Origin of the sequence: Pampinifervens navoyensis, from assembly GCF_046159715.1 — a bacterium.
GTDB lineage: Bacteria > Aquificota > Aquificia > Aquificales > Aquificaceae > Pampinifervens.
Window position 1 is genome coordinate 29,135 of sequence record NZ_JBJXCT010000005.1, and the last position, 25,146, is coordinate 54,280.

Consider the following 25,146-nt stretch of genomic DNA (forward strand, 5'->3'; position numbering starts at 1 on the left):
AATTATAGCAGGGAGTAAATTTTAAAAGCCTTCATTTGCTCAGCCACATGAGAAACCATTCTGTGGCAAGCCTCGCAACCTCCTCAAGCTTCCCCTCCTCTTCAAAAAGATGACTGGCCCCCTCAACTATCTCAAGCCTCTTCTCACATGTAAGAAGTTCGTAGGCACGCCTGTTTAGCTCTATAACAGGGTAGTCTAGGCCCCCAACTATTAGCAAGACGGGAGAGCTTACTTGAGGAAGGTATTCAAAAGCAAGGTCTGGCCTGCCTCCTCTTGAAACCACGGCGTAAACCTCTTTTTTTCTTCTGGCATATGTTAAACCTGTATTGGGCAGTCCTGAGGTCCACTCTTTCTTCCCTTTCTGTAAGAAGGTCAAAGAGAAGGGTAGCGAGGCCGTTTCTGTTGAGATAACCTGCCACAAACCTGTTTCTTGGGCTGAATCTGCTGCTTCCACTGCCGTGAACGAAGATTACTATTGCCGCAGAACCCGGTGGTACGCTCAAATCTCCCCTTATAAATTCCCCATCTACGGGAATTTGCACTTCTTGGTGCATCTACAACCCTCTCCTTAGATTATATTCAATGGTGTTCCTCGTCTCAGTAACTATCTCCTCATAGCTCTTACCTTCAGGGCTTACGGGCTTTCCAAAGACCACCCTTATCTTTCTGGGTCTGGGGAAGCGGTTGTATATGGACATGGACTCGTATGTTCCTATCAGAGCCACTGGCAAAACGGGCACACCGAGCTCTTTGCTGAGTATGGCAAAGCCCTTTCTGAAGGGGAGAAGATTTCCGTCTCTTGTTCTTGCGCCCTCAGGGAATATGACAACCACTCTGCCCAGTCTGAGAACCCATGCGGTTTTCTGGAGAGATTCTTTTAGCTTTCTGTCCAGATTTACCGTTATCACATGGGCAAGTCTGCCAAAGAGGGATGTGAGGGGATTTCTGAAGTATTCCTCTGCACCCAGAAAGTAGGTTTTCAGTGCTATTCTGGAGGGCAAGGCGCTGGCTAATACAAAGCCATCTAAATAGCTGGCATGGTTGGGGGCGAGTATAAAGGGTGGCTCAGGAAGGTTTTCCAGACCTTCTACCTGCAGACGGTTGTAAAGGCTGAAAAAGAGCCTCAAGATTAGCCTTCCAGCGCCGAAGGCAAGATTATGCTCTTCTGGAGAGTAAGGCACTCCCCCCAGGAGTATCTCCCTCCACTGGAGCTGTGTGCTTTCAAACTTCTCCTTTCTCTCCAGCACGAGCCTTGCCATGTCCTGCACCGTGGGATTGCTTGCAAGGTCCTCCTCCGTAAGAGCCACTCCAAAGGCGGTCTCAAGAAAGCTCAGAAACTCCAACTTTCCAAGGGAATCAAGGCCCAGGTCAAGTTCAAGGTGATGGTAGCCTTTCACTTCCCTCTGTGTAAGCCTCTGGAGAAAGGCTCTTATGGTCTGGCCCTCCTGAGTGCTCATAATAGCCTCTTCTTCTCTCTTTTCTCCGTAGACCTCTGCAGACTGGTATATCTGGGGAAGCAGAAACCTTCTTATTTTTCCTAACCTTGTCTTCGGGAGTTCTTCCTTTATGACCCTGAAGCCTGTTATCCTTTTCCATTCTGGAAGCCTCTGATTTACCCTGTCTATTACCTGCCATCTTACAAACTCCTCTATGTTAACGATGCCCTGTTTCTTCAGGCTTTCAAAATCTGGCAGAAGGAGGGCTTTCACAGCTCCATCCACCTCAAGCACTGCCACCTCCTTTACGCCCCTGCCTTCCGTAAGTATCAGGCTTTCAAGCTCTTCAGGGTTTACCTTCTTCCCACCTGAGAGCACAAGGATTTCCTTCTTCCTGCCCGTTATGTAAAGATAGCCCTCTTCGTCAAGATATCCCAGGTCTCCCGTCAAAAGCCAGCCATCTTTAAAAGCCTTCTGTGTCTCCTCTGGCTTTTTGTAGTAGCCCTGCATCACATTGACACCACGCACCAGCACCTCACCCTCTTCGTCAATTTTCACGTAGACCTCCTCTATGGGCAGTCCCACAGAACCCAGCTTTGGTCTGTCTGGTGGGTTAAAAGACACTATGGGTGAGGTTTCTGTAAGCCCATAACCCTCAAGAATTGTAAAGCCAAGCCTGTCAAGGTCAAGGGCAACATCGAGTTGAAGCTTTGCACCTCCACTTACCAGATATCTTATTCTTCCGCCGAAGGCATTGTGAACTCTACCAAAGATGAATCTTCTGAGTTTCTTGTTCATGTAGGGCGAGAGCATGAAGAGTAGCCTGGCTAAGGGATTTGCTCTCACGCCTTCCATTATTCTCTGATGCAGAAGCTGGTAGAGTCTTGGCACACCAACAAGAATGGTTATACGATGCTCTCTCATTACCCTCAGGAGCTCTTCAGAACTCAGCCTTTCCAGAAAGACCACCGTGGCACCCAGATAGAGAGGCACAAGGAGGGTGACCATAAGGGGGTAGGAGTGATGAAAAGGAAGAAGGGCAAGAGTTTTATCCTCCCTTCCTGCAACGCCTACTTTTTCAATTGCCCTTATGTTGGAAAGCAGGTTCTTAAAGCTAAGCATGACGCCCTTGGGCTGTCCTGTTGTGCCAGAGGTGTAAAGTATGAGGGCGGTTTCCCTGAGCTCCCTACTCATAGACCTGTCATGGGGCCTGGGAATTATAAGACTGTCAAAGTTGTAAAGGGTTGCACCGGCTACAGACTTTTCAAGAGCTTCTTTGACAGCCTTTTCTGTTTGCTCTGAACAGAAAACAACTGCTGGCTCTGTTTCCCTCAATATGTAGAGAATCTCCTCCGGGCTGGACATGAAGTCCACGGGAACTGCTATTCCACCCCTCTGCCATGTTCCATAGAGGGCATAGACCCACTCAGGCCTATTTTCAGAGCATATGACCACCCTCTCACCGGGCAGTATGTCCACAAGGGTTGCAAAGCTGGATATGTTTTCTATAAGTTCTCTGTAACTTATACTCTGCCCACCCTTCACAAGGGCAGTTTTTCTGTGGTCATGTAGTTCAGGGAGAACAACCCCCTCCTCCGGCAACAGCTTCATAGGGAAAAATTTATTCTTCCTTTTCCCTGTCTTCTTTCTTGAAGCCTGGCTGATAGTGGGATATGGCCTCTTTTGTAAAGGTTATCCTCGTGTTGGCATCCACCTTAAGCGTTACCGTATCATCCCCTATCTCCACCACAGTGCCCCACACTCCTCCCGTGGTTACAACCCTGTCTCCCTTCTTGAGGTTTGCGAGAAACTCCTGATGCCTCTTCCTTGCCTTGCTCTGTGGCCTTATGAGGAGAAAGTAAAAGAGAGCAAAAAGGGCAATAAAGAAGAGTAGCTGAAAGAGAAGAGCTCCCACAGGGCTTCCACCATGTCCCGGTTGCTGGGCAAAGGCTATATCTATCATGGCTCTTATTATAGCACAAGCTCAAAGTTGATTGGTTTCCCTTCTGCGTCTCTCACCTCAAAAAGAAGCCCACAATCATCAGAAGCCTTTCCTACCCTGCCAAGAGGTTGACCCCTTTTTACATTCTCACCCCTTTTCACAAGCAGGCTCTCTGCATATCCGTATACGTAAACAAGCCCATCACCACCATCCACCATAACAACCCAGGAGTAGTTTTTTATATCATCCCCTGCATACAGCACCCTGCCATCTCCCACAGACCTGAAGAACTCACCGCAGGATGTGGCTATAAAGTATCCCCTCTGTGTGCGTATCGCTCTGCCCTTCACCGGTGCCTGAACCCTCAGGACTTCTGCAAGCTTTGGCGGCTCTTCCCTTTTCTGTGGCATGTCCCCTCTTGGCTGTGTTTCTGCTTTCTGAATGGGCTCTGTGGTCTTCTGCGATGAGCTTTTACCCTCCATCCTTTTACTGACTGTCTTCTGAGGCGTGCGGTCTCTGACCTCTATGTGGACTATACCACAGCCGCTGAGAAAAAGTAGAAGAAGGGCAAGAAGTCTCATTAGGTATGATTATAAGACCTACCCTGCTCCCCTCTTCTCTCTCCCTTGAAGGCGTGCATAAGTTTATACGCAGGCAACGCCTCCCTCAGTACAAACCACTGGATAGTTAAAGTCGCAAAGGTGCCCCGCTATAACAACCGGCGGTTGCCTGTTGCCAAAAATTTGTCTGCTTATTTCTCTTAATCTTTTTCCTCATGTCTGTTTGCTGTGTCTTTTCAGGAATGTTCATTTTCATGTCCGCTCTCCTCTATTCCTTAAGATGCTCTCCACTGCCATTCTTAAGATTTAAACTCCTGACTCTGTGAATTTCTGACGCTACAGCAGATACTCAAAAGCCTGACTGTAGGCTCTGCTTTCTATGAGCCTGAAAGCGGACGGTAAGCTCTCCACGAGATCAAGGGCTTTTAAAGTTTCTCTGTGCTTTCTCTTCTCTGCCAGCTCCCCCGCAAGCCCGTGAAGGAAAACTCCAAGCTTTAGAGCCCACTCCACAGGCATGCCCCTTCCTATAAGGGCGGTCAGTATGCCCGCAAGCACGTCTCCCACTCCCCCCTTTGCCATGGCGGGTGTGCCCCTCACAGAGAGGTATACTTTCCCTTCCGGCGTTGCTATGGCAGTCCTTGAGGACTTGAGAACCACATAACAGCCATACCGCACCGAAAAGTCCACAGCCACATCCACAAGGTTTTCCACAATGTAGCTCTTTTCAAGACCTGAGAGCCTCTCAAACTCTCCCACATGAGGTGTAAGCACAGTAATGCCCTTCCGTTCTCTGAGAACCTCTACCCCAAGGTCCGCAAGGTTGTTGAGCCCGTCCGCATCTATGAGCAATGGCTTTTCTATACCTTCAATGAGTCCCTTTATTATGTGTCTCCCCTCTTCGTATCGGTCCATTCCCATCCCCACGCCTACGGCAGAGCACTTTTCCTGCAATTCCAGCACCTGAGGAAGGCACTCCTTTGAGAGCCTTCGTTCTCCCCTGAGTGGGAGGCTCATCTCCTCTGTGAGAGCTATCTCAAGGATATGGTTCAGACCCTCTGGCACTCCCACACTTACGAGCCCAGCACCCGCCGAAGTGGCGGACTTTGCGGACATGATGACCGCACCCGTCTTTCCCACGCTCCCACCCATTAAAAGCACATGACCCATCCTGCCCTTGTGCACGTCAGGCTCTCTCTCTGGAAGCTCCGCTTCTGTGAGGACCTCCCTGTTTATTCCTTCTGCAAGCCGGTGGGGTATACCTATGTTTGCCACGTAGAGTTTCCCACACCTTTTGCTGGCTGGGTGCAGAAGATGGCATAGCTTGGGAAACTGGAAGGTAACTGTCACCCGAGCCTTTACTGAAGGCTCAAACTCCCTTCCGCTGTCCGCAGATAGACCAGAAGGAATATCTACCGAGATTACAGGAAGCCCGCTCTGGTCTATGGCCCTTATGACCTCCACCGCCTGACCCTTTACCGGTGGCTCAAAGCCCGTGCCAAAGAGGGCATCCACCAGCAGGTCAAAGTCCTCAAAGTCCAGCCCTTTCATAGGCTCAAGCCCGAGGTTTCTGAGTATCTTGAGCTGAAGCTGTGCATCGCCTCTGAGTTCTTCACCCAGTGCCAGAAAGTAGCCAACCCTGTAGCCAAGCATGTGCAGATGTCTTGCCACCACAAGCCCGTCGCCTCCGTTGTTTCCCTTTCCTGCCACCACCAGCACTCTCCTCGCCTGCGGAAATTCCCTTCTTATGACCTCCACAACCGAGAGTCCTGCCTTTTCCATAAGAAGAAGGGAGGGAATCCCCAGCTCCTGTATGGCTTTTGTGTCCATGTCCTGCATCTCCCTGGCTTTTAGTAGTTTCATGATGAGAATTTTAAATAAATTCTCACCCTCCCGTGTTATCCTTAACCCCCCATAATAAAAACTTATAAACTTGGCTCTTCTGAAGGTTTATAATGCTATAAGAATAAGCTTAAAAGGAGGTTCAGTCATGGAGCAGAAGGCACCAGACCTTGTGATAATCCTGCTCACGGGTAAGGAGAATGCAAAAAGGCTTCCCTCTGCCTTTTTCCTTGCCTCCACAGCCGCCGCCGAGGACATGAATGTGGTGGTCTACTTTACCGGTCCTGCCACAGAGCTTCTCAAGAAGGGCATGGCGGACAGTATCTACCCAATGGAGGGTGGACAGCCACTCTCTTACTTTATCAAGCTGGCACTTGACAACGGAGTGCAGATGGTTGCCTGCAAGCAATCCCTTGACCTCAACGGCATGAAGGAAGAGGACCTTGCCTACAACTTCCCGGTGCTGACTCCCACTCAGGCACTCCCAACCCTAGGAATGGCAGGCAGAGTTCTAACCTGGTAATAGCCTGAGGGCAGTTTCAAAAACAAGATGTGGGTCTATACGCAGGCAGGGGTAGGGATAATCCCCGAGCCTGCATCCTCCCTTTCCGTGAAGGTCGCAGGGCTGGCAGTATAGACCCTTCAGAAGGTATGTCCCCTCTCCCTCACTGACCGCAAAGCCAAGGGTAGGGTGTGTCCCTCCGTATACCTGCACCGCAGGTGTGCCCACGGCCCTTGCTATGTGTAAAAGCCCTGAGTCGTTGCCTATAAAGACCGATGCCTTCTTTATTACCGCAGAAACATCCAGCAGAGAAAGCTCACCGCACAGATTTATACCCTCCCAGCCCTCTGTCAGCCTTCTGTCCCTTGCATCACCCACTAACACCACCCTGTAGCCTGCCTTCAGGAAAAGACCGGCAAGCTCCCTGAAGTAAGGATACCTTTTCTTTTCGTATCTTGCACCCGGACCTATGCACACATAGTCCTTACCCAGTTTACTCTCCCAGCTTCTGAGCCTCTCTTCAGAAAGGACAATCCTGGGTTTTGCATCCTTTGCCCCGATAGCCTCCGCGTAAGCCTTTACTACGCTGTAAGGTTTCCTGAAAAATCCAGAGTAGACTGCCAGCCTTCTCCTTATGGACTCCTTGCGGTAAACCTCCCATCTTCCGCCCAGCCTGAGCCTGAGAAGGAAAGTCCTCAGGTTTCTGTGAAGGTCCACATACAGGTCAAAGCCTCTGAGTTTGTGGAGCAGCTCCTTGCTGAAAAGGGCTTCTCTACTTACCTGAATAACTTCAAGCCTTGGGTCTTCTGCAAAGATATCCCCGTATGGTCTAAAGGTGAGCAGGTAAGGTTTATAGCCAAGTTCCAGAAGCGGGTCTATTACGCAGGATGCAAGCACCACATCGCCCAAGGAAGAAAGCCTGACAACAAGAGCCTTTTTATCCACCGCTGACCGGAGGTATTATGGCTACCCTCTCTTCTCCCCTCAGCATGTATTCATCCTCCACATATTCCTCGTTGACCGCAAACTTTACCCTCTGGAGGATGGGTTCAAGCTCCGGGTATTTCTCAATCAGCACTTTTCTGAGCTCCGCCACCGTTCCCGTGAAGTCAATATCCTCCTCAGACCTTTTGAGCCTCTCCCTCACTATAGCAAAGTAAAGAAGTTTCATTCTTCCAGCACCTCGGAGAGTTTTATTTTCAGCTCTGGAAGGAGCTCAAACTCTTCATCAAAGGAGTAGACCTCCACAATGCCCTTTTTGTGAAGAAAAGCCTTTTTGAGCCTTGGGTCCACAAGCAAAACTCTGTCCACTCCAAAGTCCAGAAGCTCCTGCACTTTTTCCTCCATCTCCGTGTAGGTGTTGGAGGGAGATAGGATCTCTATCACGAGCTCAGGTGGAGTTTCAAGAACACCCTCTGGCAATTCTCTTAGCCTGTCCCTGCTTATGTAGGCTATGTCCACACCTCGCAAAGTAAGAGGCTCTCTTTTCAGGACTAATCCCACTTCACCGCAGACTACATGAGCTTTTCTCTTAGCTTTTTGCTTGAGATAATATACCATGCTCGCTTCATACTCACCATGCCATCCACCTGTAGGTGCCATTTCCACCACCTCACCCTTGACGATTTCGTAAAGACCATCCGGGAGGTTTCCCTGGACCAGGTCCTGATAGGTGTAGAGCCTCTCTGCCGTCTTCATTCTTCCAGCACCTCGGAGAGTTTTATTTTCAGCTCTGGAAGGAGCTCAAACTCTTCCTCAAAGGAATAAACCTCCACAATACCCTTTTTGTGAAGGAAAGCCTTTCTGAGCCTCGGGTCTACCAGCAAAACCCTGTCCACTCCAAAGTCCAGAAGCTCCTGCACCTTTTCTTCCATCTCCGTGTAGGTGTTGGAGGGAGATAGGATCTCTATCACTAAATCGGGAGGCACTTCAAGCATACCTTTGGGTTTTTCCTTGAGCCTTTCTTTGCTTATGTATAGCACATCCACCGCCCTTATGGTGAGGGGGTTCTTTCTTATCACAAGCCCCACATCACCCACTGCATAGTAGCCCTTTGTCTTTAGCTTGAGGTTAAAAAGCCAGTAAAACCTGCCCTCATAGTCTCCATGTTCAAAGCCCGTAGGTGCCATTTCCACCACCTCGCCCTTGACGATTTCATAGAGCCCCTCTGGAAGTCTGCCCTTTACAAGGTCTTCGTAAGTGTAAGATTTTTCCTTCACCTGCATGATTATAAATTTAGTGTCTGAAGTGCCTTGTGCCAGTAAGGACCATTGCCATACTGTATTCGTTCACTGCCTGAATGACTTCCCTGTCCCTTATAGACCCACCTGGCTGAATTATGGCTTTTATACCCGCAGAGTGGGCTATGTCCACGCTGTCTCTGAAGGGCAGAAAAGCCTCAGAGGCAAGCACACCACCCTCCATGTCAAAACAGAACCTCTGAGCCTTTGCTATAGCACACCTTAGGCTGTCCACTCTTGAGGTATTCCCCGAACCTATACCAAGAGTTCTGCCACCCTTTGCTATCACCATAGCGTTGGACTTCACATACTTACATACCTTCCAGGCAAAAAGGAGGTCTTCCATTTCCTCTTCTGTAGGATGTCTTTCTGAAACTATCTCAAGCCTCTCATAATCAAAACCGTCTTCTTCTTGCAGTAAATAGCCTCCGCTTATCTTCTTTACATCAAAAGACCTTGAAAAGCCAAGAGCCTGAATGAGCCTGAGATTTTTCTTCTTTGAGAGCAACTCAAGGGCATATTCCGAGAACTCAGGGGCTATAACCACCTCAAGGAAAACTTCACTGAGCCTTTCTGCCAGCTCCTTTTCCACCCTGTCGTTGAAGGCCACAATGCCTCCAAAGGAAGACTCTGGGTCTGAGGAAAAGGCTTTTTCGTAGGCTTCATGCAGGTTTTTGCCAAGTGCTACTGCGCAGGGATTGTTGTGTTTGACTATAACGCAGGCAGGCTTTGAAAACTCGCTCACAAGTCTGAGGGCTGAGTCTGCATCAAGATAGTTGTTGAAGGACATTTCCTTACCCTGAAGAATTCTTGAACGCACTATACCAAGCTCTTCAAGGGGGTTTTCAAAGAGCCATCCCCTCTGATGGGGGTTTTCTCCATATCTCAGGTTCTTTACAAGCTTCGAGGGCAGGGCTGAATACACAGGCACAGAGTCTATCTCAAAGATATCCGCCAGAGCCCGGGATATGAGGGCATCGTAATAAGCAGTAAGCGAAAAAGCCTTCACTGCAAGCATTTTTCTATCTTCCAGTGTGAGCTTTCCCTCTTTTATCTTCTGTGCCACCCACCCATAATCTGAGGGGTCTACCACCACAGCAACCCTGTAGAAGTTTTTTGCGGAGGCCCTTATGAGGGTTGGTCCCCCTATATCTATAAACTCCATAAGCTCCTGCTCCGTGAGGTCTTCTCTCAGCTTTTCTTCAAAGGGATATAGGTTTACCACCACGAGGTCTATGGGCTGTATGCCCAGATTCCTTATCTCTTCCATGTCCTTTTCCACCCAGTCTCTGTAGAGTATTCCTCCATGCACCGCAGGATGGAGGGTTTTGACCCTGCCATCCAGTATTTCTGGAAAGTTGGTGAGCTCTTCCACAGGTTTCACCCTGTAGCCAAGGCTCTGGATAAACCTTGCAGTGCCCCCTGTGGAGATTATCTCGTAGTCTTTCTCATGGAGAGCTTCAAGCAAATTCTCAAGCCCCTCTTTGTAGTAAACAGAAATGAGTGCCCTCATGGAATTAAGATTTTAACACCTCCTGAAGCTATGGCGAAAAAACAGCTAATGCATATGCTATAAAGTAATGGACCTGCAGCAGAGAATAAGGCTTATGTCAAGGCTTGCCAGCTTTGAGAGGGATGGGGACTATCACTTTGAAAGCTGTATTTTTCATGCTTCCACTCCCAGGGGGAAGGTTCCAATCCTGAAGCTCATGCAGACCACCATGTGTGATAAGAACTGCGTATACTGCGCCTTCAGAAGAGACAGGGAGGAAACTGTCAGAATAGCACTCAAACCTGAAGAGGTGGCAAAGGGCTTTATGGAGCTTCACAGGGCAGGAAAGGCAAGGGGCTTGTTTCTCTCTTCGGGCATCTTTGGAAACCCAGAGTTCACCATGGAGAGAATGATAGACACAGCAAAAATACTCAGAGAAAAACATGGCTTTAGAGGATACATACACCTCAAGCTGATGCCAGGAGTCTCTCTGCAGACGGTAGAGGAGGCTGTAAGGGTGGCAGACAGGGTCTCCATAAACCTGGAGACTCCAAAGGAAGAGCGTCTTATGAGCATAGCAAAGGGCAAGAGCATCCTCAGGGACATGTTACCCAAGATAGAGTATGTGGACAGGCTCATAAGAGAAAACAGAGGAAAGAGCCAGATTACCCAGATGATGGTGGGTGTTGGTAATGAAAAAGACGAAGAGATAATAAGGGCTGTTGAATACCTTAACAGACGATTCAGGCTAAGCAGAGTATACTTCAGTGCCTTTTTCCCTGTTAGGGGAACGCCCCTTGAAAACAGAACTCCAGAAAACCCACTCAGGGAGCACAGGCTATATCAGGTGGACTTTCTCATAAGAGAATACGGCTTCAGGCTGGAGGATTTGAGAAAAATTCTCAGGGATGGAAACCTCCCCCTTGAAAAGGACCCGAAGACCGCATGGGCTGAAGCCAACACTCACCTTTTCCCCGTTGAAATAAACACTGCAGATTATGAAACTCTTATAAGAGTCCCCGGGATTGGTAAGGCGACTGCGAAAGAGATAATAAAGAGAAGAGGAGAAAAGAAGATAAGCACGCCTGCAGACCTCAGAGGTATAAGAAACCTCTCAAAGATTCTTCGCTACACGCTGCTTAATGGAAGGAGCTTCCACCAGAGGGGGCTTATTGCCTGAGTATGTAGGAGTAGTCTTCTCTTTCCCTTATAACCCTGTAGGAGCCTTTTTCCACAAGCACCTCGCATGCCCTTGGCCTTACGTTGTAATGGGAAGACATGGCAAAGCCATAAGCACCTGCTGAGAGCACCGCCAGATACTCACCCCTCTCCACAGAAGGTATTTCCCTGTCAAGGGCAAGAAAGTCTCCCGTCTCGCAGATGGGTCCCACCACATCTGTTTTTATGTATGGTCTGTCTTTTTTCTCTACTGGCACTATGTGATGATACGCTTCATACATGGCAGGTCTCACAAGGTCGTTCATGCCTGCATCCACGATAACAAAGTGCTTGTGTCCCTTGTCCTTTATAAATTGGACCTGAGTCAGAAGCACGCCCGCATTGCCCACCACAGACCTGCCGGGCTCCAGTATGAGCCTCGCCTTTACATCCTTCAGCACCGGCAATATTGCCTCTGCAAGGTCTGAAGGCTCAGGGTTTGACTGCTCAGGCTTGTATTTTATGCCCAGTCCTCCCCCAAGGTCCAGATACTCTATCTCAAAGCCTGCCTTTAGAAGGTCGTAGTAGAGCTCTACCACTCTTTGAGAGGCTTCAATGTAAGGAGAGGTGTCCAGTATCTGAGAACCTATGTGGCAGTGGACACCAACCACCTGAAGGTTTTTCAGTCTGGCTGCATATTCATACTCTGCCTTTGCAGTCTTTATGTCCACACCGAACTTGCTCTTTTTCATGCCCGTTGATATGTAAGGATGGGTCTTGGGGTCCACATCTGGATTAACCCTTATGGCGATGCGTGCCTTTTTGCCCAGCCTTCCTGCAATTTCGTTGAGCACATCCAGCTCCATAAAGGACTCCACGTTGAACATGAGTATGTCAGCCTTTATGGCATCCTCCAGTTCGCATACAGTCTTACCCACACCTGCATACACAATTTTTGAAGGTTCAACTCCAGCCCTGAGGCTTGCATAAAGCTCACCACCCGACACTATGTCAGCACCTGCACCCTCTTCCTTTGCAATGGAGATAATGTGAGGATTGAAATTTGCCTTTACCGCATAGCAGATAAGAGCCTGAGGGAAGGCATCCCTGTATGCCCTTATCCTGTCTCTAATGTATGTGCCACTGTAGACATAAAGTGGTGTTCCAAACTCTTCTGCAAGTGCCTTAAGAGATACACCCTCAAGGTAAAGCCCTTCCTTTCTGTATTCAAGATAGGGGTTGTATTCTTTTAACATGGTGGAGTATTATAACCCAGAAGGTGAAGGGCTTGCATCTATTGTAAAGTATACATATTTTTTAAAAGAAAGGAGGTATAGAAATGAGCCTTAAAAGCTTCGCAAGAAAAGAGGTGATTACACTCAGGCCTGATAACATGGTTTATGATGCGGTCAGGCTCATGAAGGAGAAAAATGTGGGAAGTGTGGTCATAGTAGACGAGGATAACAAGCCGGTGGGTATAATAACGGACAGAGATGTGGTTATAAGAGTGGTTTATGATGGACTTGATGTAAAAACCACTCCCCTTGAGAGAGTTATGACAAGGGGGCTTTCCGTTCTTGATGAAGATATGGGACTCTTTGAAGCCCTCAGGTTCATGAAGGACGAGGGCGTAAGGAGGTATCCAGTGGTAAACTCAGAGGGGAAGCTGACAGGCTTCTTTTCACTGGATGATGTGCTTTTCCTGCTTGGTAAGGAGCTGGCAGCGGTTGCAGACATAATAGCCAAGGAAAGTCCAAACCTTTAAGCCCTTCTCTCAAAGGTGATATACCTGACCGTATAGTCATACATGGAAAGGTATGCCAGCAGAAGGGAAATCCAGAGCAGGAAGTTTGCATAGCCGTAGCCAAAGCAGAGGGCTATTAGCGTTAGAAACTCAAAGAAGGCCTTTGCCTTTCCAATGTAAGATGCAGGCATGGCATAACCCTTTTCCACCGAAAGGCTTCTGAGAAAGGATACAGAGAGCTCCCTCACAAGGAGTAGAAGGAAGGGCAAAAGCCCAATCTCGTGGCTATAGAGAAAGTAAGAAAGCACACCAAGGACGAAGATTTTGTCTACTAGTGGGTCAAGAAGCATCCCAACCTTACTCGCCTGATTGTTTCTCCTTGCGAGCCCACCATCCAGCCAGTCGGATATGCCAGCAACTACTACAAGAACTCCAGCAAGGCTTCTTCTGTCTTCCTCAAGCAGGTAAAGGGTGGGAATGAGAAGAAAAAGCCTGAAAAGGGTTATAAGGAGAGGCATGCACTTATTTTATAGCAGATTTTTTACCCTATCCATGGTGTGTAGCAGATAGCCTTCTGGCACATTCAACTCTCTGAAGGTTATGACCCTTTCCCTGAGCAGGCGGGCATCAATGCCGGTAATTTTCTCAAACTCCCTGTATTCAAAGTCAACAAAAAGACTTCCATGTACGAGAAAGGCTCTATTGAGCATTCTCATGGCACAGGCAAGAACCTTCCTGCCCCCGAAGGTAATCTCTCCAAGGGTAGGATAAAAGTAGCAGAAAAAATCTTCATATGCACCCCTGTATCTGCTCATCTCAAATCCCGGATTTATTTCTCTCAGTGCCTGGAGAATAAGATTCATAAAGTTTTTGTATATCTTTGTAAAACTGCCACCCCAGCTCTCCCTAAGCCCTGCGTAAGAAAAGGAGATATCCCAGCCATGAAGTAGAGCACCACCACCCGTGGGTCTTTTTACCACCGGGATTGGAAGTTGGGGTTCTTCCTGAGAATACCCTACGCTCAGGGTAGGCTCAGCCCATCTGTAAAGTCTAAAAGCTGGGCTTCCTGTTTTTTCAGCCATCAACAGATTTTCCCAGTCTTTCTCCATGTTCTCCCTTCCTCTCAGGGCTTCAACATAAGATAAATCATAGGTTTTGGACCTTTCCACGGTTAATATTTTAAAGTTATGCGTTTTGTTCAAAAGCTTCTTCGCAGAAAGGAAAGGGAAGAAGAAAAGCTGCTAAAGGTCACAAGTCCAAAGGGTGAGCTGACCCTCTACCCTGAAGACTTTCTTGAGAAGGACCCGGACGCACGCATAGAGGAGTTCTGGGTGGATGCCATGGATGTTTCCGAAGATGGATACTGGCTCCTTGTGGGGAGGAGGCACGGACTCCTGCAACTCTATGACTGGAGGGGCAGGATTCACAGACTGCCCTCAAGACCACCAGCTCAGGTCGTGACAGACATACTCTTTAGAGGCAGATATCTTGCACTCATAACGCCACCTTATCTGGTTGTTTACCTCCTTGAGGATACGAGGAACCCGCAGACATGGAAAAGCTTCAGAACCACCCAGGAAGGGCTGAGAGCATCCGCAGGACTTGACCTTCAGGGAAATCTGCTGGCCTATGGCGTTGTGGGCGAGAGAATCTATGTTATAGACATATCCGGAGGCTTCGGTTCGGAGGGTCTTGACTTCAAGAGCGCCTTTTCTTACTCAGATGCGCAGATAGGGGAGCTCAGGCTTCTGAGGTTTATAGGCGGGAATAGACTGCTTCTGTCTGGCACAAAAGGGGTTGCCCTTTATGACCTTGGGGGAAAGTTGCTAAGAAGGCTTGAGCATGCCTCAGGCAGGGCAGTTCTCCCTCTCAGGGACAGAGTTCTCCTCTCAGAGAACAGGAGCCTTTTCCTTTATGATACACAGCTTGAGGGGCCCCTTCAGAGCCTGAGCACGCCCATAAACATAGCCCATGTGGATATGTCTCCAGATGGAGACTTTATCTTCCTTGCAGATGCAGAGGAGAACAGGATGGGGCTTGTTTATATGCCAGGTTTTGAGTTTATCCACACTTTTGATGGCTTTGGTTACTCGGTTGTGAGAGTGTCTCCTGACGGGACCATATACACCTGTGAATACAGGGATGAAGAGGATAGAAGGCTTTACAGCCTGAGAAGTATAAGCACAAACCTTACAGACTATCTTTACGATAGAGACAGGCAGTCTCAAATGGTAAAGAGGGCAGAAGATGAACTGAAAAGCCTGAAAAACAGGCTTAGAAAATCAAACAGGCAAGTAGACTTCAAGGAGCTTGAGGAATACAGAAGGCTAATCTCCATGGATGCACCCATAAGAAAGTTAAGGGAGCTGATACTTCAGGCACAGCAAATGGTGGAGGAGGCAAATTTTGAAGCCTTTGTTAGGGATGTGGAGGAAAGAATAAGGCAAGGCAGTGTGAGTGCGGAAGACCTGAGGGAGGTGGAGGCAAGGCTAAAACTGGAGGAAGAAGAAAGAGCCAAGAGGCTGAAAGCACTCAAAGAAAGCCTTGAGAACTACTTCCAGAAAGCCATGCAGGAACACCTGCAGAGGGTAAGAGAAGCAATAAGCAATCTTCATAGCGATGATGTGAGGGACTTTGAAGCCCTTGAAGAGGTAAGAAAGGCAAGGGAGTTTATAAATAGACTACCGGGTGCTTTCAGCCAGCAGGGACAATCTCAGCTCCTCAAGATTTTTCAGGAAAAGATACTTCAGGACAGGTTAAACAGATACAGAATAAGGATTGAAGATTCAAGGGTGATATTTGGTTCTGAGGACTTTCCCAGGTTTTCCGGGGAAAAAAGGAGGCTCAGGTGGAGAATAAAGGTGGAGGACAGAGTTATACTTCAGGAAAGGGTTTACGCAAGGGTAGCCTTTGAAAGAGAGGATGGTGTGCTGGTTGAACCCAAAAGATACCCTAACCTTATTCCTCAGGAGGAGCTGAAGACTCTTCCACTGTGGACAAGAAGATACCTGTCCCACCTTAACGGGCTTTTTTCTTATGAGCCCTACAGGCTTCCACTCTTTGTCTCCTATGAGGAAACTCCATGGTTTGTAAGGAACCTGGAAAGGTTTGCCTCTCTTTTAAAGGAACAGCTCATGTATTCTGAAGGTATTCTTATACTTGAAGGAGACGCCGGCGTCGGTAAGAACTTCCTTGTGGAGGTCTTCTCTGCTCTTACCAATAGACCTCTCTACATCATACCCTGCAATTCAAAAATGGAAAAGGAAGACATAACCTTTGTTTACGAGTTTGACCCCAGAAGGGGGACAAAGAGGGCATACTCAGACCTTGTGAAGGCGCTTCAGACTCCGGGTGCGGTAATATACTTTGACGAGATAAACACCCTTCCTGCAGGCATGGTAAAGCTCTTCAACCCCCTTTTTGATTACAGAAGATACCTCACCCTTCCCACCGGCGAAGTCATAAAGGCACAGAGAGAGGTGGTGCTCGTAGGAGGTATGAACCCTCAGCACTATCTTGGAGTTTCAGAGCTCCCGCAGGATATAAAGTCAAGGGCGGACATTATCTTCATAGACTATCCACCTTTTGAAGATGAGAGGGGTATTTTCCATCCTGACGAGGCAATAATACTCAAGGACCAGGTGCCTGAGCTTTCACGGCTCAGCCTTGAAGAGTTTCTATACCTCTGGCACTGGGTTGTAAACGGGCTCAGAGTCATGCCTGTTGAAGGACAGGAGGAACTGGAAAGACACATCTGGAAAATCTTCGAGCTTCTGAAGATAGCCAATGCAATAAGAAGTGCCTACAGAAGCTACCAGACACAGCAGTCTGAAGAGCCCGTTGACTTTGTGTTTTCCATAAGGGACACTATAAGATGTGCCAGAAGGCTTAACAGGTATGAGAATGTAAAAAGCCTCGTGCTGGAAACAATACTGCCAAAGGTTGGCTCACCCCTTGAAAAGGAAATAATAAAAAGCATAGTGGAAAGAGTATAATAGAGTTAATGGCAAAGAGGCTGATAGTTCTGTCCTCAGAGGAGCTGTTTATTTCCTTTTTAATAGATGGAGACACCACTTACAGGATAAGCGCTGAACCAAGGGGAGGGCAGAGGCTCTTAGAGAGCATATTCAAAGGCAGGGTAAAGAGGCTCGCAAGGGGTATGGACGGCGTCTTTGTGGACATAGGCATGGGTAAGGATGCCTTTTTACCACTCAGAGGCGAGAGCTACAGGGTGGGGGACAGCCTGATAGTGCAGATGGTGAGGGAAGTTGAAGGTGAAAAGGGAGCAAAGCTCACTACAAACATAAAGCTGGTGGGAAAATATCTCATTTACTTTCCCAGAGGCAGGGATATAAAGTGCTCCAGCAAATTACAGGAGGAGGAAAAGGAAGGCCTCTGCAGCCTGATGGAAAGCGAGCTTAAAGAGGAGGGCGTCATAATAAGAAGCTCTGCCCTGAAGGCAGACCCGGAAAGCATAAGGGGGGAATTACATAAGCTCAGGGAGCAGTGGCAGTGGGTCCAGAAGAAGGCAAAAGCCCTCAAAAAACCCCAGATAATCCTTGAAGAATACCCCAGCTACATAAAGCTCATAAGGGACTACTGGCAGGAGATAGAAGAAATTGTCTCAGACAACACAGTGGTATGGAACAACATAGCCTCCTTTCTTGAAGAATTTGAACCGGAGTTGCTCAAGAAGAACCTTTACCTCAAGGACCCTACAGTCTATGTGCACAAATACAGGCTTTACGATACTCTTAAAGGTATATTTAACAAGGTGGTATGGCTCAGGGGTGGTGGATACATAGTGATAGAAGAAACAGAAGCCTTTACCATAATAGACGTGAACAGTGGAGAACCCGCCGGTTCATGCCATGAAGAGAACGCACTGAAGACAAACCTTGAAGCGGTAAAGGAAATAGCAAGACAGATAATACTCAGAGATATAGGTGGTATAATTCTTGTTGACTTTATAGACATGAAAAAACAGGAGAACAGGAACCTTGTCATAAACAGTATGCTTTCAGCCTTTGGAGAGGAGGCATGCGGTATCACCATATATGGCTTTACTAAGCTGGGTATTCTGGAGCTATCAAGGAGAAAAACAGGCAGAAGTGTAACAAAGACCCTTTCAGAACAGTGTCCTGTCTGTTCCGGCAGAGGCTACATAAAAAGTTCATCTCTTTTCCTGCTTGAGCTTCAAAAGGAGCTTCCCCCGCACCATCAGAGAACCATTGAGCTGCAGGTGCATCCCCTCAGATACGAAGGCGTGAGTAAAGCCCTGCAGGCAAAAGGACTCATGCACGTGCGGCTGAGTAAAAACCAGGAAACTGGTATAAACACATACAGCATAAGCCATGCGTAAACTTCTGGTTCTTCTTCTACTCTTGCTGGTTGGCTGTGCCAAGATGACGGAGGAAAAGAGGGCAAGGCTTGCAGTAGAGAGCTATTCTCAGGGTATGTCTGCCTACGCAAGAAAGGATTACAGAGAAGCCATAAGCAAGCTCTCGGAAGCCCTCAAATATTTAGAAAACCTGACACCAGAGCAGATAAAGTCTGCAAAGTATGCCATAGGGGAGAGTTATTACCTCCGAAAGGATTACATAAATGCCATAGTTTACCTTGAGGATTTTCTCTTCTACTATCCAGAAAGTCCGGAAGCGGAGAAGGTATACTTTATGGTGGTGGAGAGCTACATGAAGGTAGCACCCGATGCATACAGAGACCAGAGCTACACCCTCAAAGCCATAGACAAGGCGAAGGAGTTTCTCAGCAAGTATCCAAACAGCCCTTACGGAGACAGGGTCATGGAGCTCATAGACAATGCACAGACAAAAATAGCAAGGCACGAATACCTTATAGGCAGGTTCTATGAAGACTTTGGCTACTACTATTCTGCCTCACTCAGATACAGAAACCTTCTTGTGAACTTTCCACAGCAGGTCTCCGAAGCAGAGGTTCTCTACAGGTATATAAAGTCCCTTCTCCTTACGAGAGAGCAGGCAAAAAGACAGGAGTTAAAATACAGAAAATGGATAGAATCTGCAAAAAAGGAGCTCAGCTCCACCAGGTCCGAGGATGACAGAAGGGCAATACAGAAGAGAATTGATTTCCTGACAGGGGAGATAGAAAGGTGGAAAAACCTGGCGGATACAAGCCGTCAGGAAGGGCTAAAACAACTGGAAACATACAGACAGGTATATGGAGAGAACCTTTACTATAGAGAACTTAAAAAGTATGCAGGACAGTAGGGAGCTCTTAAAAAGGTTGAAAAATCTGTTAGAGGAAAAAAAGGCTGAGGATGTAGTAATTCTTGATGTTTCAAAACAAACGAACATAGCAGACTACTTTGTGATAGCCACAGCAAACTCTGCTGTGCATGCAAAAGCTCTTCTAAAACATCTTACCGAAGAGCTTGAAAAGATGGGTATCAGACCGGACCATGTGGAAGGTGCTGAAGATGCAAACTGGATACTTCTGGACCTTATTGATATAATAGTTCATGTGTTTTTAAGGGAGTGGAGGGAATACTATGACCTTGAATGGCTCTACTCCAGTGCGGAGAGGGTAAACCTATGAGTGTTGTAAAACTGCTCATACTTATAGCCCTTCTGATAATCTTCCTCCTCTTCATAGCTCAGAACGCTGCCTATGTGGAGGTCCGTTTTTTTTATATAACCTACAGCATACCAATGTTTGTGCTTCTGCTTTCCAGCTTTGCCCTTGGCTTCCTGTTCCCTTCCCTCTACTTTCTTCTGAGGGAAGCGGTGATAAAAAGGCGGCTTCATGGACTGGAAGAGGGCCTGAAAGAGCTATCAAGGGGCTATCTTGGCAGGGCGGAGAGACTGCTCCTTTCCGCCGGAAAATCCCTTGAGGCAGTAAGGTGGCTTGTGGCAGAGATTATGGGTGAGCAAGGAAGGCTTGAGGAACTCAGAAGCTTTAATGGTGCATCCTCCGCCAGCGTAGGGGAGATTATGCTTAAGGAGGGAAGACTGCAGGAAGCCGAAGAAAGGTTTCTTCAGGCACTTTCCAGGGATGCTGAAAACCTCAGGGTTCTTAAGGGGCTCAGAGATGTTAATGCCTTAAAAGAGGACTGGGAAGGGGCCCTTGAATATGAAGAAAAGGTATTTGACCTGTGCGAGCGATGGGAAAGGGAAAAACAGAAAGGTGTCAGGGCTGAGATTATGACCATGCTCTACCTTAAAAAGGGGGAGGAAAGGCTCATAGAAAAGGCCCTTGACCTTAACCCCTCACCTTTTGTCTACTCGGTTTACATAAGACACCTTCTGTCTCAGGACAGGCTAAAGGATGCCAGAAAAAGCTGGGAAAAGGTTTTTTCTCTGGGATATCAGGAAGAAGTGCTCTGGAACCTCCTTGAAGATGAAGAAGGACTCACAAAATTGCTACCTGTGGTGGAAGCAAAGGCAGAATCCATAGACCCCAACATTCTCTCCATGGTTTACATTAGGCTCAACCTCTTCAGCAAGGCAAGGAGTCTGGAGGACAGGCTCAAAGCTCCATTAAAGGCCCTCCTTTACAGCTCTCAGTCTCACAGGGAACAGGACAGGTATTGCCTGCATAGCCTGAAAGAACTTTTAAGACCCTTTGTATGTTCTTGCGGAAGGGCTTATAATACTTACAGACCTTTGTGTGCCGGGTGTATGAAATGGGGAGAGATAAAGTTCAGGAGGGAACTGGATGCTGGTGGACCTTGAAAAGAGACTGATAAGACTCAAAGTAGTATACTACGGGGTGGCACAGTCCGGTAAGACCACAAACCTTGAAAAGCTTTCAGAAAGAGAGGGACTTAGCCTTATGAAGATAGATACGCAGGAGGAGAAGACACTTGTCTTTGATTTTGCCACAAAGAAGGTAAAGGTTGGAGACCTAACCCTTTCCTTTGCCCTCTATACAGTCCCGGGTCAGGATATATACAAGGATATAAGGCTGACAGTTCTGAGGGGCGTTGATGGAGTGGTGTTCGTGGTGGACTCCCAGAAGGAAAGGCTCAATGAGAACATAAACTTCTACAGCCTGCTGAAGGCAGACCTTCTCCGTATGGGTAAGGACCCTTCAAGTGTCCCCGTAGTAGTCCAGTATAACAAGCTTGACCTGCCAGAAGCCATGGACTACAGGGAAATGGAGAAGACGATAAACATAGAAAACTATCCATCTGTCTGTGCAAGTGCCATAAAGGGAGAAGGAGTGTTGGAAACCTTCAAGATTCTTGAAGATTATCTCATATCAAGGGTAGAAAGGATGCTCCTATGATATCCGGATACCTGAGGTCAGGGCAGGACCTTGTAGACCTTCTAAACGGATGCCTCTTTAACAGGGTCGGCACACTTGACCTTTTCCTCGGTGTAAAGGTAGTATCCCTATACACGGATAGGGGGCTAATAAAAGGTTTCAAACTAAGTGATGGAGATGAGGCAACTGCTGAGAATAAGAGGTCCATGCTTCTTTATCACCTTTCTGAATTTATGGAAAATCCTGAAGCCTTTTTCACCTTCAGGGAGGGTAAGAGAGAAAACATCCTCCAGCTTGAAGACCCTGTATCGGTGGAGGAGCTTGTGCTTCAGCTTCAGCTGGTTCATGGTGAACTTAAATCCCTTATGGAAAGAGTAATAACCCCCATGGCCGTTGTCAGGATAGTAAAAAATTTTGAGGAGGCAGGTTTCTACGATGGCAAAAACATCTATCAGATACTTGCCAGTTCAAAGAACAACCTGGTTGAGGAAATAAGAAAGCTAAAATCTCTCTTTTCAGGTGGTTATCTGGATATAAACCAGTTTTACAACCCTGAGCTTCTGAAAGAGGAAATAAAAATAGAATACCTCATGAAAGGCGTTGATGCTGATAGAGTAAACATCATAACACTTCTGGAGAGCTTTCATTTCAGCAAGTTCAGCGGTATTGTTCAGATAATGGGCGGTGATTTTGAGTTTGAACTCTATTACAAGAAGGGCAGATTATCTGCTGTATATCCTTATAATTCAGAAGTCTTTGACTTTTTCCTGACGCCGAGAAGTAATTCCCTTCTGAATGTGATAAGCATAAGCGGAAGCACTCTTGACCTGCTTATGCTGAAACATTCTGAGGAAAAGGTGGTAAGCGGGCTGTCCGGATGTTTCATAGAAACAGGAAAGATACTCATAGGTATGGGTATGGAGGGCAGGACGGGTATGATAACCGTATATTCGGAAGGCTCCAGAACTCATATCATTTACAGGGATGGATTGCTTATGGGTATTGTGGAAGATGGCAGTGAAGGCTTGAGATTGGTCAAAAGTCTGCCAGTTGAAAGGATAGAATGGGTAGATATTGCCTTTTACCAGCCCATGGACAACATAAGAAATGTTATCCATCAATTTCTGCTCAATGCCATATACGGCATAATTTTAAAGCACGCAGGACATCTGAACCATCTAATACTGGCACAGTTAGCATCTTCGGATGTTTTAAAATACCATGAGGGTGTTATACTCTACAGAAGAATGCCAAGAAGCGAAGAGGAAGTTTTTGGTTTTCTGCAGTTTCTACTGGACCTCAGCTACAACATGCTGGGTAATGAAAGGTTAGAAAGGGAGCTGGAAATAGCTCTTGAGCCTTACAGGGATATATTGAAAATTCTGAAGGTAGAGGAGCATTTGGTGCTACCTGAAGTATGAGGGTTCTGCTTGTTGAGGATGACCAGCATATTGGCACCATGCTTGTGGAGGGCTTGAGCCACGAAGGGTTTTATGTGGACTGGGTAAAGGACGGCTATTCGGCCATAAACAGCATACTTGAAAAGGACTACGACCTGGTGCTTCTTGACATCATGCTTCCAAAGATGGATGGGCTCAGAGTATGCAAAAGGATAAGGGAAATAAGAGATATTCCCATAATAATGCTGACGGCAAAGGGTCAGCTTGAGGATAAGGTGGAGGGACTTTCCGCAGGTGCGGATGACTACATAACAAAGCCCTTTTCCTTCAAGGAGCTTCTGGCAAGAATCGGTGCAGTTCTCAGAAGGTATAGAAGAGAGGGGCCTGACCTTTTAAAGGTGGGTGAGCTGGAGCTAAGGCTAAAATCCTTTGAGGTCTACTACAGAGGGGAGAAAATACCTACCACCCAGAGGGAGTTCAGGCTTCTAAAGCTTCTTGCGGAAAGAGCAGACAGGGCGGTAAGCAGGGAGGAGATATATTCAAAAATCTGGGGCTACTCCTACGGAGAGGGGTCAAACGTAGTGGATGTTTACATAAAAAACATAAGGAACAAGCTAAAGGACAGGGAACACAGACTCATAAGGACGGTGAGGGGATACGGCTACATGCTTACCTCAGAGGATGTCAGTAAGGCTTAAGGCTCTACTACTTTTCTTCAGCCTCTACCTTGGAAGCGTTGTCCTGCTTTCCTTTTTCAGCCTTATGGTGGTGAGGTCAACCCTCTACAGATACATACTTCACTACATGGAGTATCAGATAAACCCCCTTATAGAGTTTTACAGAAACTACTACAAAAACCCAGATTACTACGCAAAGCTTCTTTCTGAGGATGTGGTCTCAAGGGAGATAGCCAGCCTTCTTGTGGATAAGAAGGGTAGAGTGGTAAACATAGAGGGTTTCCTTGAAGGTGAAGTGCCAGAGGTGGACAGAAGAGAGATAGAGGACATGTTAGGGTCAAAAAGAGGGATAGGAAAGGGCTACGCCTTTATAGTAAAGAAGGTTGGGGATTACCACCTAATCCTTCTTGGAAAGCTGGACAGTATAAGGGAAGTGGAAAAGCGTATCCTCCTTTTTACCACAGTGCTACTTCTCATGGTTTCCTTGCCTGCCTCCCTCCTTGCCGTTTATTTTATAAACAGGCTTCTGAAGCCTCTGTCTTATCTTACGGAGGTCTCAAGACGCCTCTCAAGAGGAGAGCTGGAACTGGAGATAAAAAGAAGCAACAGGAGGGACGAATTTGGTCTGCTTGAGGAAGCCTATGCCAGCATGGTGGAGAGGCTAAAAAACATAATTCTCTGGCAGAGGGAGTTCATAAGAAACATTGCCCATGCCCTAAAAACACCTCTTACCTACATAAAGGGACAGGCAGAGCTGTTGCAGATGGGTGCATACAAAGAGGAAGAGCTCAGAGAAGTATACCGCAATATACAGCTCCAGTCTGAAAAGATGGCAAAGCTCATAACACAGCTCACCACCATAATGAGGCTTGAGTCTCAGGTTCCGCTCAGGGTAGAAGAGGTCAGCGTAAACCAGCTCTTTGCAGAGCTTGAGGAGGAGTATGAGTTTATCAAGACCGAAAGGAACTTCAGAGTAGAATACCTTGATGAGGACAGAGTTCTTCATGTGGATAAGGAATACTTCAAGATGGCCCTCAGAAACCTGATAGAGAACGCATACAGATACACAAAGGAAGGTGGAAGTATAAGGCTTTACTTCAGCGAAGGTTGCGTGGTTGTTGAGGACAAGGGCATGGGCATGGAACATCCCGAAAGGGCGGGAGAGCTTTTCTACAGAGAGGCAACGGACAGAGAGGGTTCAGGGCTGGGGCTTTCCATAGTTAAACTCATCGCTCAGAGGAGCGGCATGGACATGAGGGTGGAGAGCAAGAAGGGGGTTGGCACAAGGGTGAGCCTGTGCTATAATTTTAAATTATGAGGAAATTAACAACTTTTATAGTTCTTCTGCTCACCTTTGTCTTTTCCTGCAAAAAGCAGCACGAGTTCTACGGCCATATCTTTGACCAGCCTGCTTACAACTTTGAGCTTATGGATCAGAACGGGAAGAGAGTAAAACTTTCGGACTTTACAGGGCAGAAAAAGATAGTCCTACTCTTCTTTGGATATACCCACTGCCCGGATGTATGCCCGATGGCACTTGAAACCATGGCGAAGGTTATGAAAAACCTTAAACCTGAAGAGGCAAATAGAGTTCAGGTTCTCTTCATAAGCGTGGACCCAGAAAGAGATACTCCAGAGGTCCTAAGAAGCTATGTTCCCTACTTTAACCTCACTTTCATAGGGTTAACGGGAACTGAAGAAGAAATCAGAAAGACTGCAAAGGAATACAAGGTCTATTACAAAAAGGTAGAGGGCGAATCTGCTGGTGGATACCTTGTGGACCATACGGCAACCATATACCTCGTTACCCCTGATATGAAGATAAAGCTTCTTTACACACCGGCAAAACAGGAGCCTGAGAAGATGGCGGAGGACATAAGATTCCTGCTGAGGAGCTCATAAGGGAAAC

At 47.3% G+C, this 25,146-nt stretch carries 27 protein-coding genes; 13 read left to right on the forward strand and 14 right to left on the reverse strand.

The features are described from left to right. Positions 1–31: 31 nt before the first annotated feature. The 6 genes from ACKRDP_RS10085 to ACKRDP_RS05010 form a co-directional block, all read right to left on the reverse strand. Positions 32–283 carry a hypothetical protein gene (locus tag ACKRDP_RS10085; protein ID WP_489685578.1) on the reverse strand — a complete coding sequence of 84 codons (252 nt, stop codon included), beginning with the start codon at positions 281–283 and terminating at the stop codon, positions 32–34. Further along, a complete protein-coding gene (locus tag ACKRDP_RS10090) occupies positions 246–554 on the reverse strand; it encodes a hypothetical protein (RefSeq protein WP_489685579.1) in 309 nt (102 codons plus the stop codon). Before ACKRDP_RS10090 ends, ACKRDP_RS10085 begins: the two co-directional genes overlap by 38 nt. After that, positions 555–3,047 (reverse strand): AMP-binding protein, encoded by a 2,493-nt coding sequence (locus tag ACKRDP_RS04995; RefSeq protein ID WP_409153655.1) that lies wholly within the window; start codon positions 3,045–3,047, stop codon positions 555–557. A 10-nt stretch (positions 3,048–3,057) separates the two neighbouring features. Beyond that, positions 3,058–3,399, reverse strand: coding sequence for a preprotein translocase subunit YajC (gene yajC, locus ACKRDP_RS05000; protein ID WP_409153656.1), 342 nt, complete (start codon positions 3,397–3,399; stop codon positions 3,058–3,060). Positions 3,400–3,407: 8 nt separating this feature from the next. Beyond that, positions 3,408–3,959, reverse strand: a complete 552-nt coding sequence (locus ACKRDP_RS05005) for a murein hydrolase activator EnvC family protein (RefSeq protein WP_409153657.1) — start codon at positions 3,957–3,959, stop codon at positions 3,408–3,410. 315 nt (positions 3,960–4,274) lie between these two features. Then, on the reverse strand, positions 4,275–5,798 hold the full coding sequence (locus ACKRDP_RS05010; RefSeq protein ID WP_409153658.1) for an NAD(P)H-hydrate dehydratase: 1,524 nt from the start codon (positions 5,796–5,798) through the stop codon (positions 4,275–4,277). Between the two features lie 127 nt (positions 5,799–5,925). Between ACKRDP_RS05010 and ACKRDP_RS05015 the strand changes: the two genes are divergently transcribed. After that, positions 5,926–6,300 (forward strand): DsrE family protein, encoded by a 375-nt coding sequence (locus ACKRDP_RS05015; RefSeq protein WP_409153659.1) that lies wholly within the window; start codon positions 5,926–5,928, stop codon positions 6,298–6,300. On the opposite strand, the gene ACKRDP_RS05020 is transcribed toward ACKRDP_RS05015, so the two are convergent. The 5 genes from ACKRDP_RS05020 to purH are packed head-to-tail and all read right to left on the reverse strand — an operon-like array spanning position 6,289 to position 10,032. Further along, on the reverse strand, positions 6,289–7,224 hold the full coding sequence (locus ACKRDP_RS05020; protein ID WP_409153660.1) for a glycosyltransferase family 9 protein: 936 nt from the start codon (positions 7,222–7,224) through the stop codon (positions 6,289–6,291). The two genes, ACKRDP_RS05015 and ACKRDP_RS05020, sit on opposite strands and share 12 nt — an antisense overlap. After that, positions 7,217–7,450: a molybdopterin converting factor subunit 1 gene (gene moaD, locus ACKRDP_RS05025; protein WP_409153661.1), complete on the reverse strand. Its 234-nt coding sequence runs from the start codon at positions 7,448–7,450 to the stop codon at positions 7,217–7,219. Before moaD ends, ACKRDP_RS05020 begins: the two co-directional genes overlap by 8 nt. Beyond that, complete coding sequence (locus ACKRDP_RS05030; protein ID WP_409153662.1) at positions 7,447–7,977, reverse strand: Uma2 family endonuclease; 531 nt, start codon at positions 7,975–7,977, stop codon at positions 7,447–7,449. Before ACKRDP_RS05030 ends, moaD begins: the two co-directional genes overlap by 4 nt. After that, on the reverse strand, positions 7,974–8,504 hold the full coding sequence (locus tag ACKRDP_RS05035) for a Uma2 family endonuclease (protein ID WP_409153663.1): 531 nt from the start codon (positions 8,502–8,504) through the stop codon (positions 7,974–7,976). Before ACKRDP_RS05035 ends, ACKRDP_RS05030 begins: the two co-directional genes overlap by 4 nt. A gap of 10 nt (positions 8,505–8,514) precedes the next feature. Then, a complete protein-coding gene (gene purH, locus ACKRDP_RS05040) occupies positions 8,515–10,032 on the reverse strand; it encodes a bifunctional phosphoribosylaminoimidazolecarboxamide formyltransferase/IMP cyclohydrolase (RefSeq protein ID WP_409153664.1) in 1,518 nt (505 codons plus the stop codon). A 67-nt stretch (positions 10,033–10,099) separates the two neighbouring features. On the opposite strand from purH, the gene ACKRDP_RS05045 reads away from it, so the two are divergent. Then, entirely contained in the window at positions 10,100–11,191 is a 1,092-nt protein-coding gene (locus tag ACKRDP_RS05045; protein ID WP_409153665.1) for a radical SAM protein, read from the forward strand. On the opposite strand, the gene lysA is transcribed toward ACKRDP_RS05045, so the two are convergent. Next, positions 11,181–12,425, reverse strand: a complete 1,245-nt coding sequence (gene lysA, locus ACKRDP_RS05050) for a diaminopimelate decarboxylase (protein WP_409153666.1) — start codon at positions 12,423–12,425, stop codon at positions 11,181–11,183. The genes ACKRDP_RS05045 and lysA overlap by 11 nt on opposite strands. 83 nt (positions 12,426–12,508) lie before the next feature. On the opposite strand from lysA, the gene ACKRDP_RS05055 reads away from it, so the two are divergent. Then, complete coding sequence (locus tag ACKRDP_RS05055; RefSeq protein WP_409153667.1) at positions 12,509–12,934, forward strand: CBS domain-containing protein; 426 nt, start codon at positions 12,509–12,511, stop codon at positions 12,932–12,934. On the opposite strand, the gene ACKRDP_RS05060 is transcribed toward ACKRDP_RS05055, so the two are convergent. Next, positions 12,931–13,431 carry a CDP-alcohol phosphatidyltransferase family protein gene (locus tag ACKRDP_RS05060; RefSeq protein ID WP_409153668.1) on the reverse strand — a complete coding sequence of 167 codons (501 nt, stop codon included), beginning with the start codon at positions 13,429–13,431 and terminating at the stop codon, positions 12,931–12,933. The two genes, ACKRDP_RS05055 and ACKRDP_RS05060, sit on opposite strands and share 4 nt — an antisense overlap. 9 nt (positions 13,432–13,440) lie before the next feature. Then, the gene (locus tag ACKRDP_RS05065) at positions 13,441–14,082 is read right to left on the reverse strand and encodes a lipoyl protein ligase domain-containing protein (RefSeq protein ID WP_409153669.1); all 642 of its coding nucleotides are present in this window, start codon (positions 14,080–14,082) and stop codon (positions 13,441–13,443) included. An 18-nt stretch (positions 14,083–14,100) separates the two neighbouring features. Between ACKRDP_RS05065 and ACKRDP_RS05070 the strand changes: the two genes are divergently transcribed. Genes ACKRDP_RS05070 through ACKRDP_RS05115 form a run of 10 tightly spaced genes read left to right on the forward strand, consistent with a single transcriptional unit; the run spans position 14,101 to position 25,139 of the window. Further along, on the forward strand, positions 14,101–16,908 hold the full coding sequence (locus ACKRDP_RS05070) for an AAA family ATPase (RefSeq protein WP_409153670.1): 2,808 nt from the start codon (positions 14,101–14,103) through the stop codon (positions 16,906–16,908). Between the two features lie 8 nt (positions 16,909–16,916). Beyond that, entirely contained in the window at positions 16,917–18,275 is a 1,359-nt protein-coding gene (locus ACKRDP_RS05075) for a ribonuclease E/G (RefSeq protein ID WP_409153671.1), read from the forward strand. Further along, positions 18,268–19,161: an outer membrane protein assembly factor BamD gene (locus ACKRDP_RS05080; RefSeq protein WP_409153672.1), complete on the forward strand. Its 894-nt coding sequence runs from the start codon at positions 18,268–18,270 to the stop codon at positions 19,159–19,161. Before ACKRDP_RS05075 ends, ACKRDP_RS05080 begins: the two co-directional genes overlap by 8 nt. Beyond that, a complete protein-coding gene (gene rsfS / locus ACKRDP_RS05085; RefSeq protein ID WP_409153673.1) occupies positions 19,148–19,489 on the forward strand; it encodes a ribosome silencing factor in 342 nt (113 codons plus the stop codon). Before ACKRDP_RS05080 ends, rsfS begins: the two co-directional genes overlap by 14 nt. Then, a complete protein-coding gene (locus ACKRDP_RS05090) occupies positions 19,486–20,625 on the forward strand; it encodes a lipopolysaccharide assembly protein LapA domain-containing protein (protein WP_409153674.1) in 1,140 nt (379 codons plus the stop codon). The genes rsfS and ACKRDP_RS05090 overlap by 4 nt, the downstream gene beginning before the upstream one ends. After that, positions 20,609–21,181, forward strand: coding sequence for an ADP-ribosylation factor-like protein (locus tag ACKRDP_RS05095; RefSeq protein WP_409153675.1), 573 nt, complete (start codon positions 20,609–20,611; stop codon positions 21,179–21,181). The genes ACKRDP_RS05090 and ACKRDP_RS05095 overlap by 17 nt, the downstream gene beginning before the upstream one ends. Further along, positions 21,178–22,581, forward strand: a complete 1,404-nt coding sequence (locus ACKRDP_RS05100; RefSeq protein WP_409153676.1) for a hypothetical protein — start codon at positions 21,178–21,180, stop codon at positions 22,579–22,581. The genes ACKRDP_RS05095 and ACKRDP_RS05100 overlap by 4 nt, the downstream gene beginning before the upstream one ends. After that, positions 22,578–23,258 carry a response regulator transcription factor gene (locus ACKRDP_RS05105; RefSeq protein ID WP_409153677.1) on the forward strand — a complete coding sequence of 227 codons (681 nt, stop codon included), beginning with the start codon at positions 22,578–22,580 and terminating at the stop codon, positions 23,256–23,258. Before ACKRDP_RS05100 ends, ACKRDP_RS05105 begins: the two co-directional genes overlap by 4 nt. Continuing rightward, positions 23,242–24,555, forward strand: a complete 1,314-nt coding sequence (locus ACKRDP_RS05110) for a sensor histidine kinase (RefSeq protein WP_409153678.1) — start codon at positions 23,242–23,244, stop codon at positions 24,553–24,555. The genes ACKRDP_RS05105 and ACKRDP_RS05110 overlap by 17 nt, the downstream gene beginning before the upstream one ends. After that, the gene (locus tag ACKRDP_RS05115; protein ID WP_409153679.1) at positions 24,552–25,139 is read left to right on the forward strand and encodes an SCO family protein; all 588 of its coding nucleotides are present in this window, start codon (positions 24,552–24,554) and stop codon (positions 25,137–25,139) included. Before ACKRDP_RS05110 ends, ACKRDP_RS05115 begins: the two co-directional genes overlap by 4 nt. Positions 25,140–25,146: the final 7 nt, after the last annotated feature.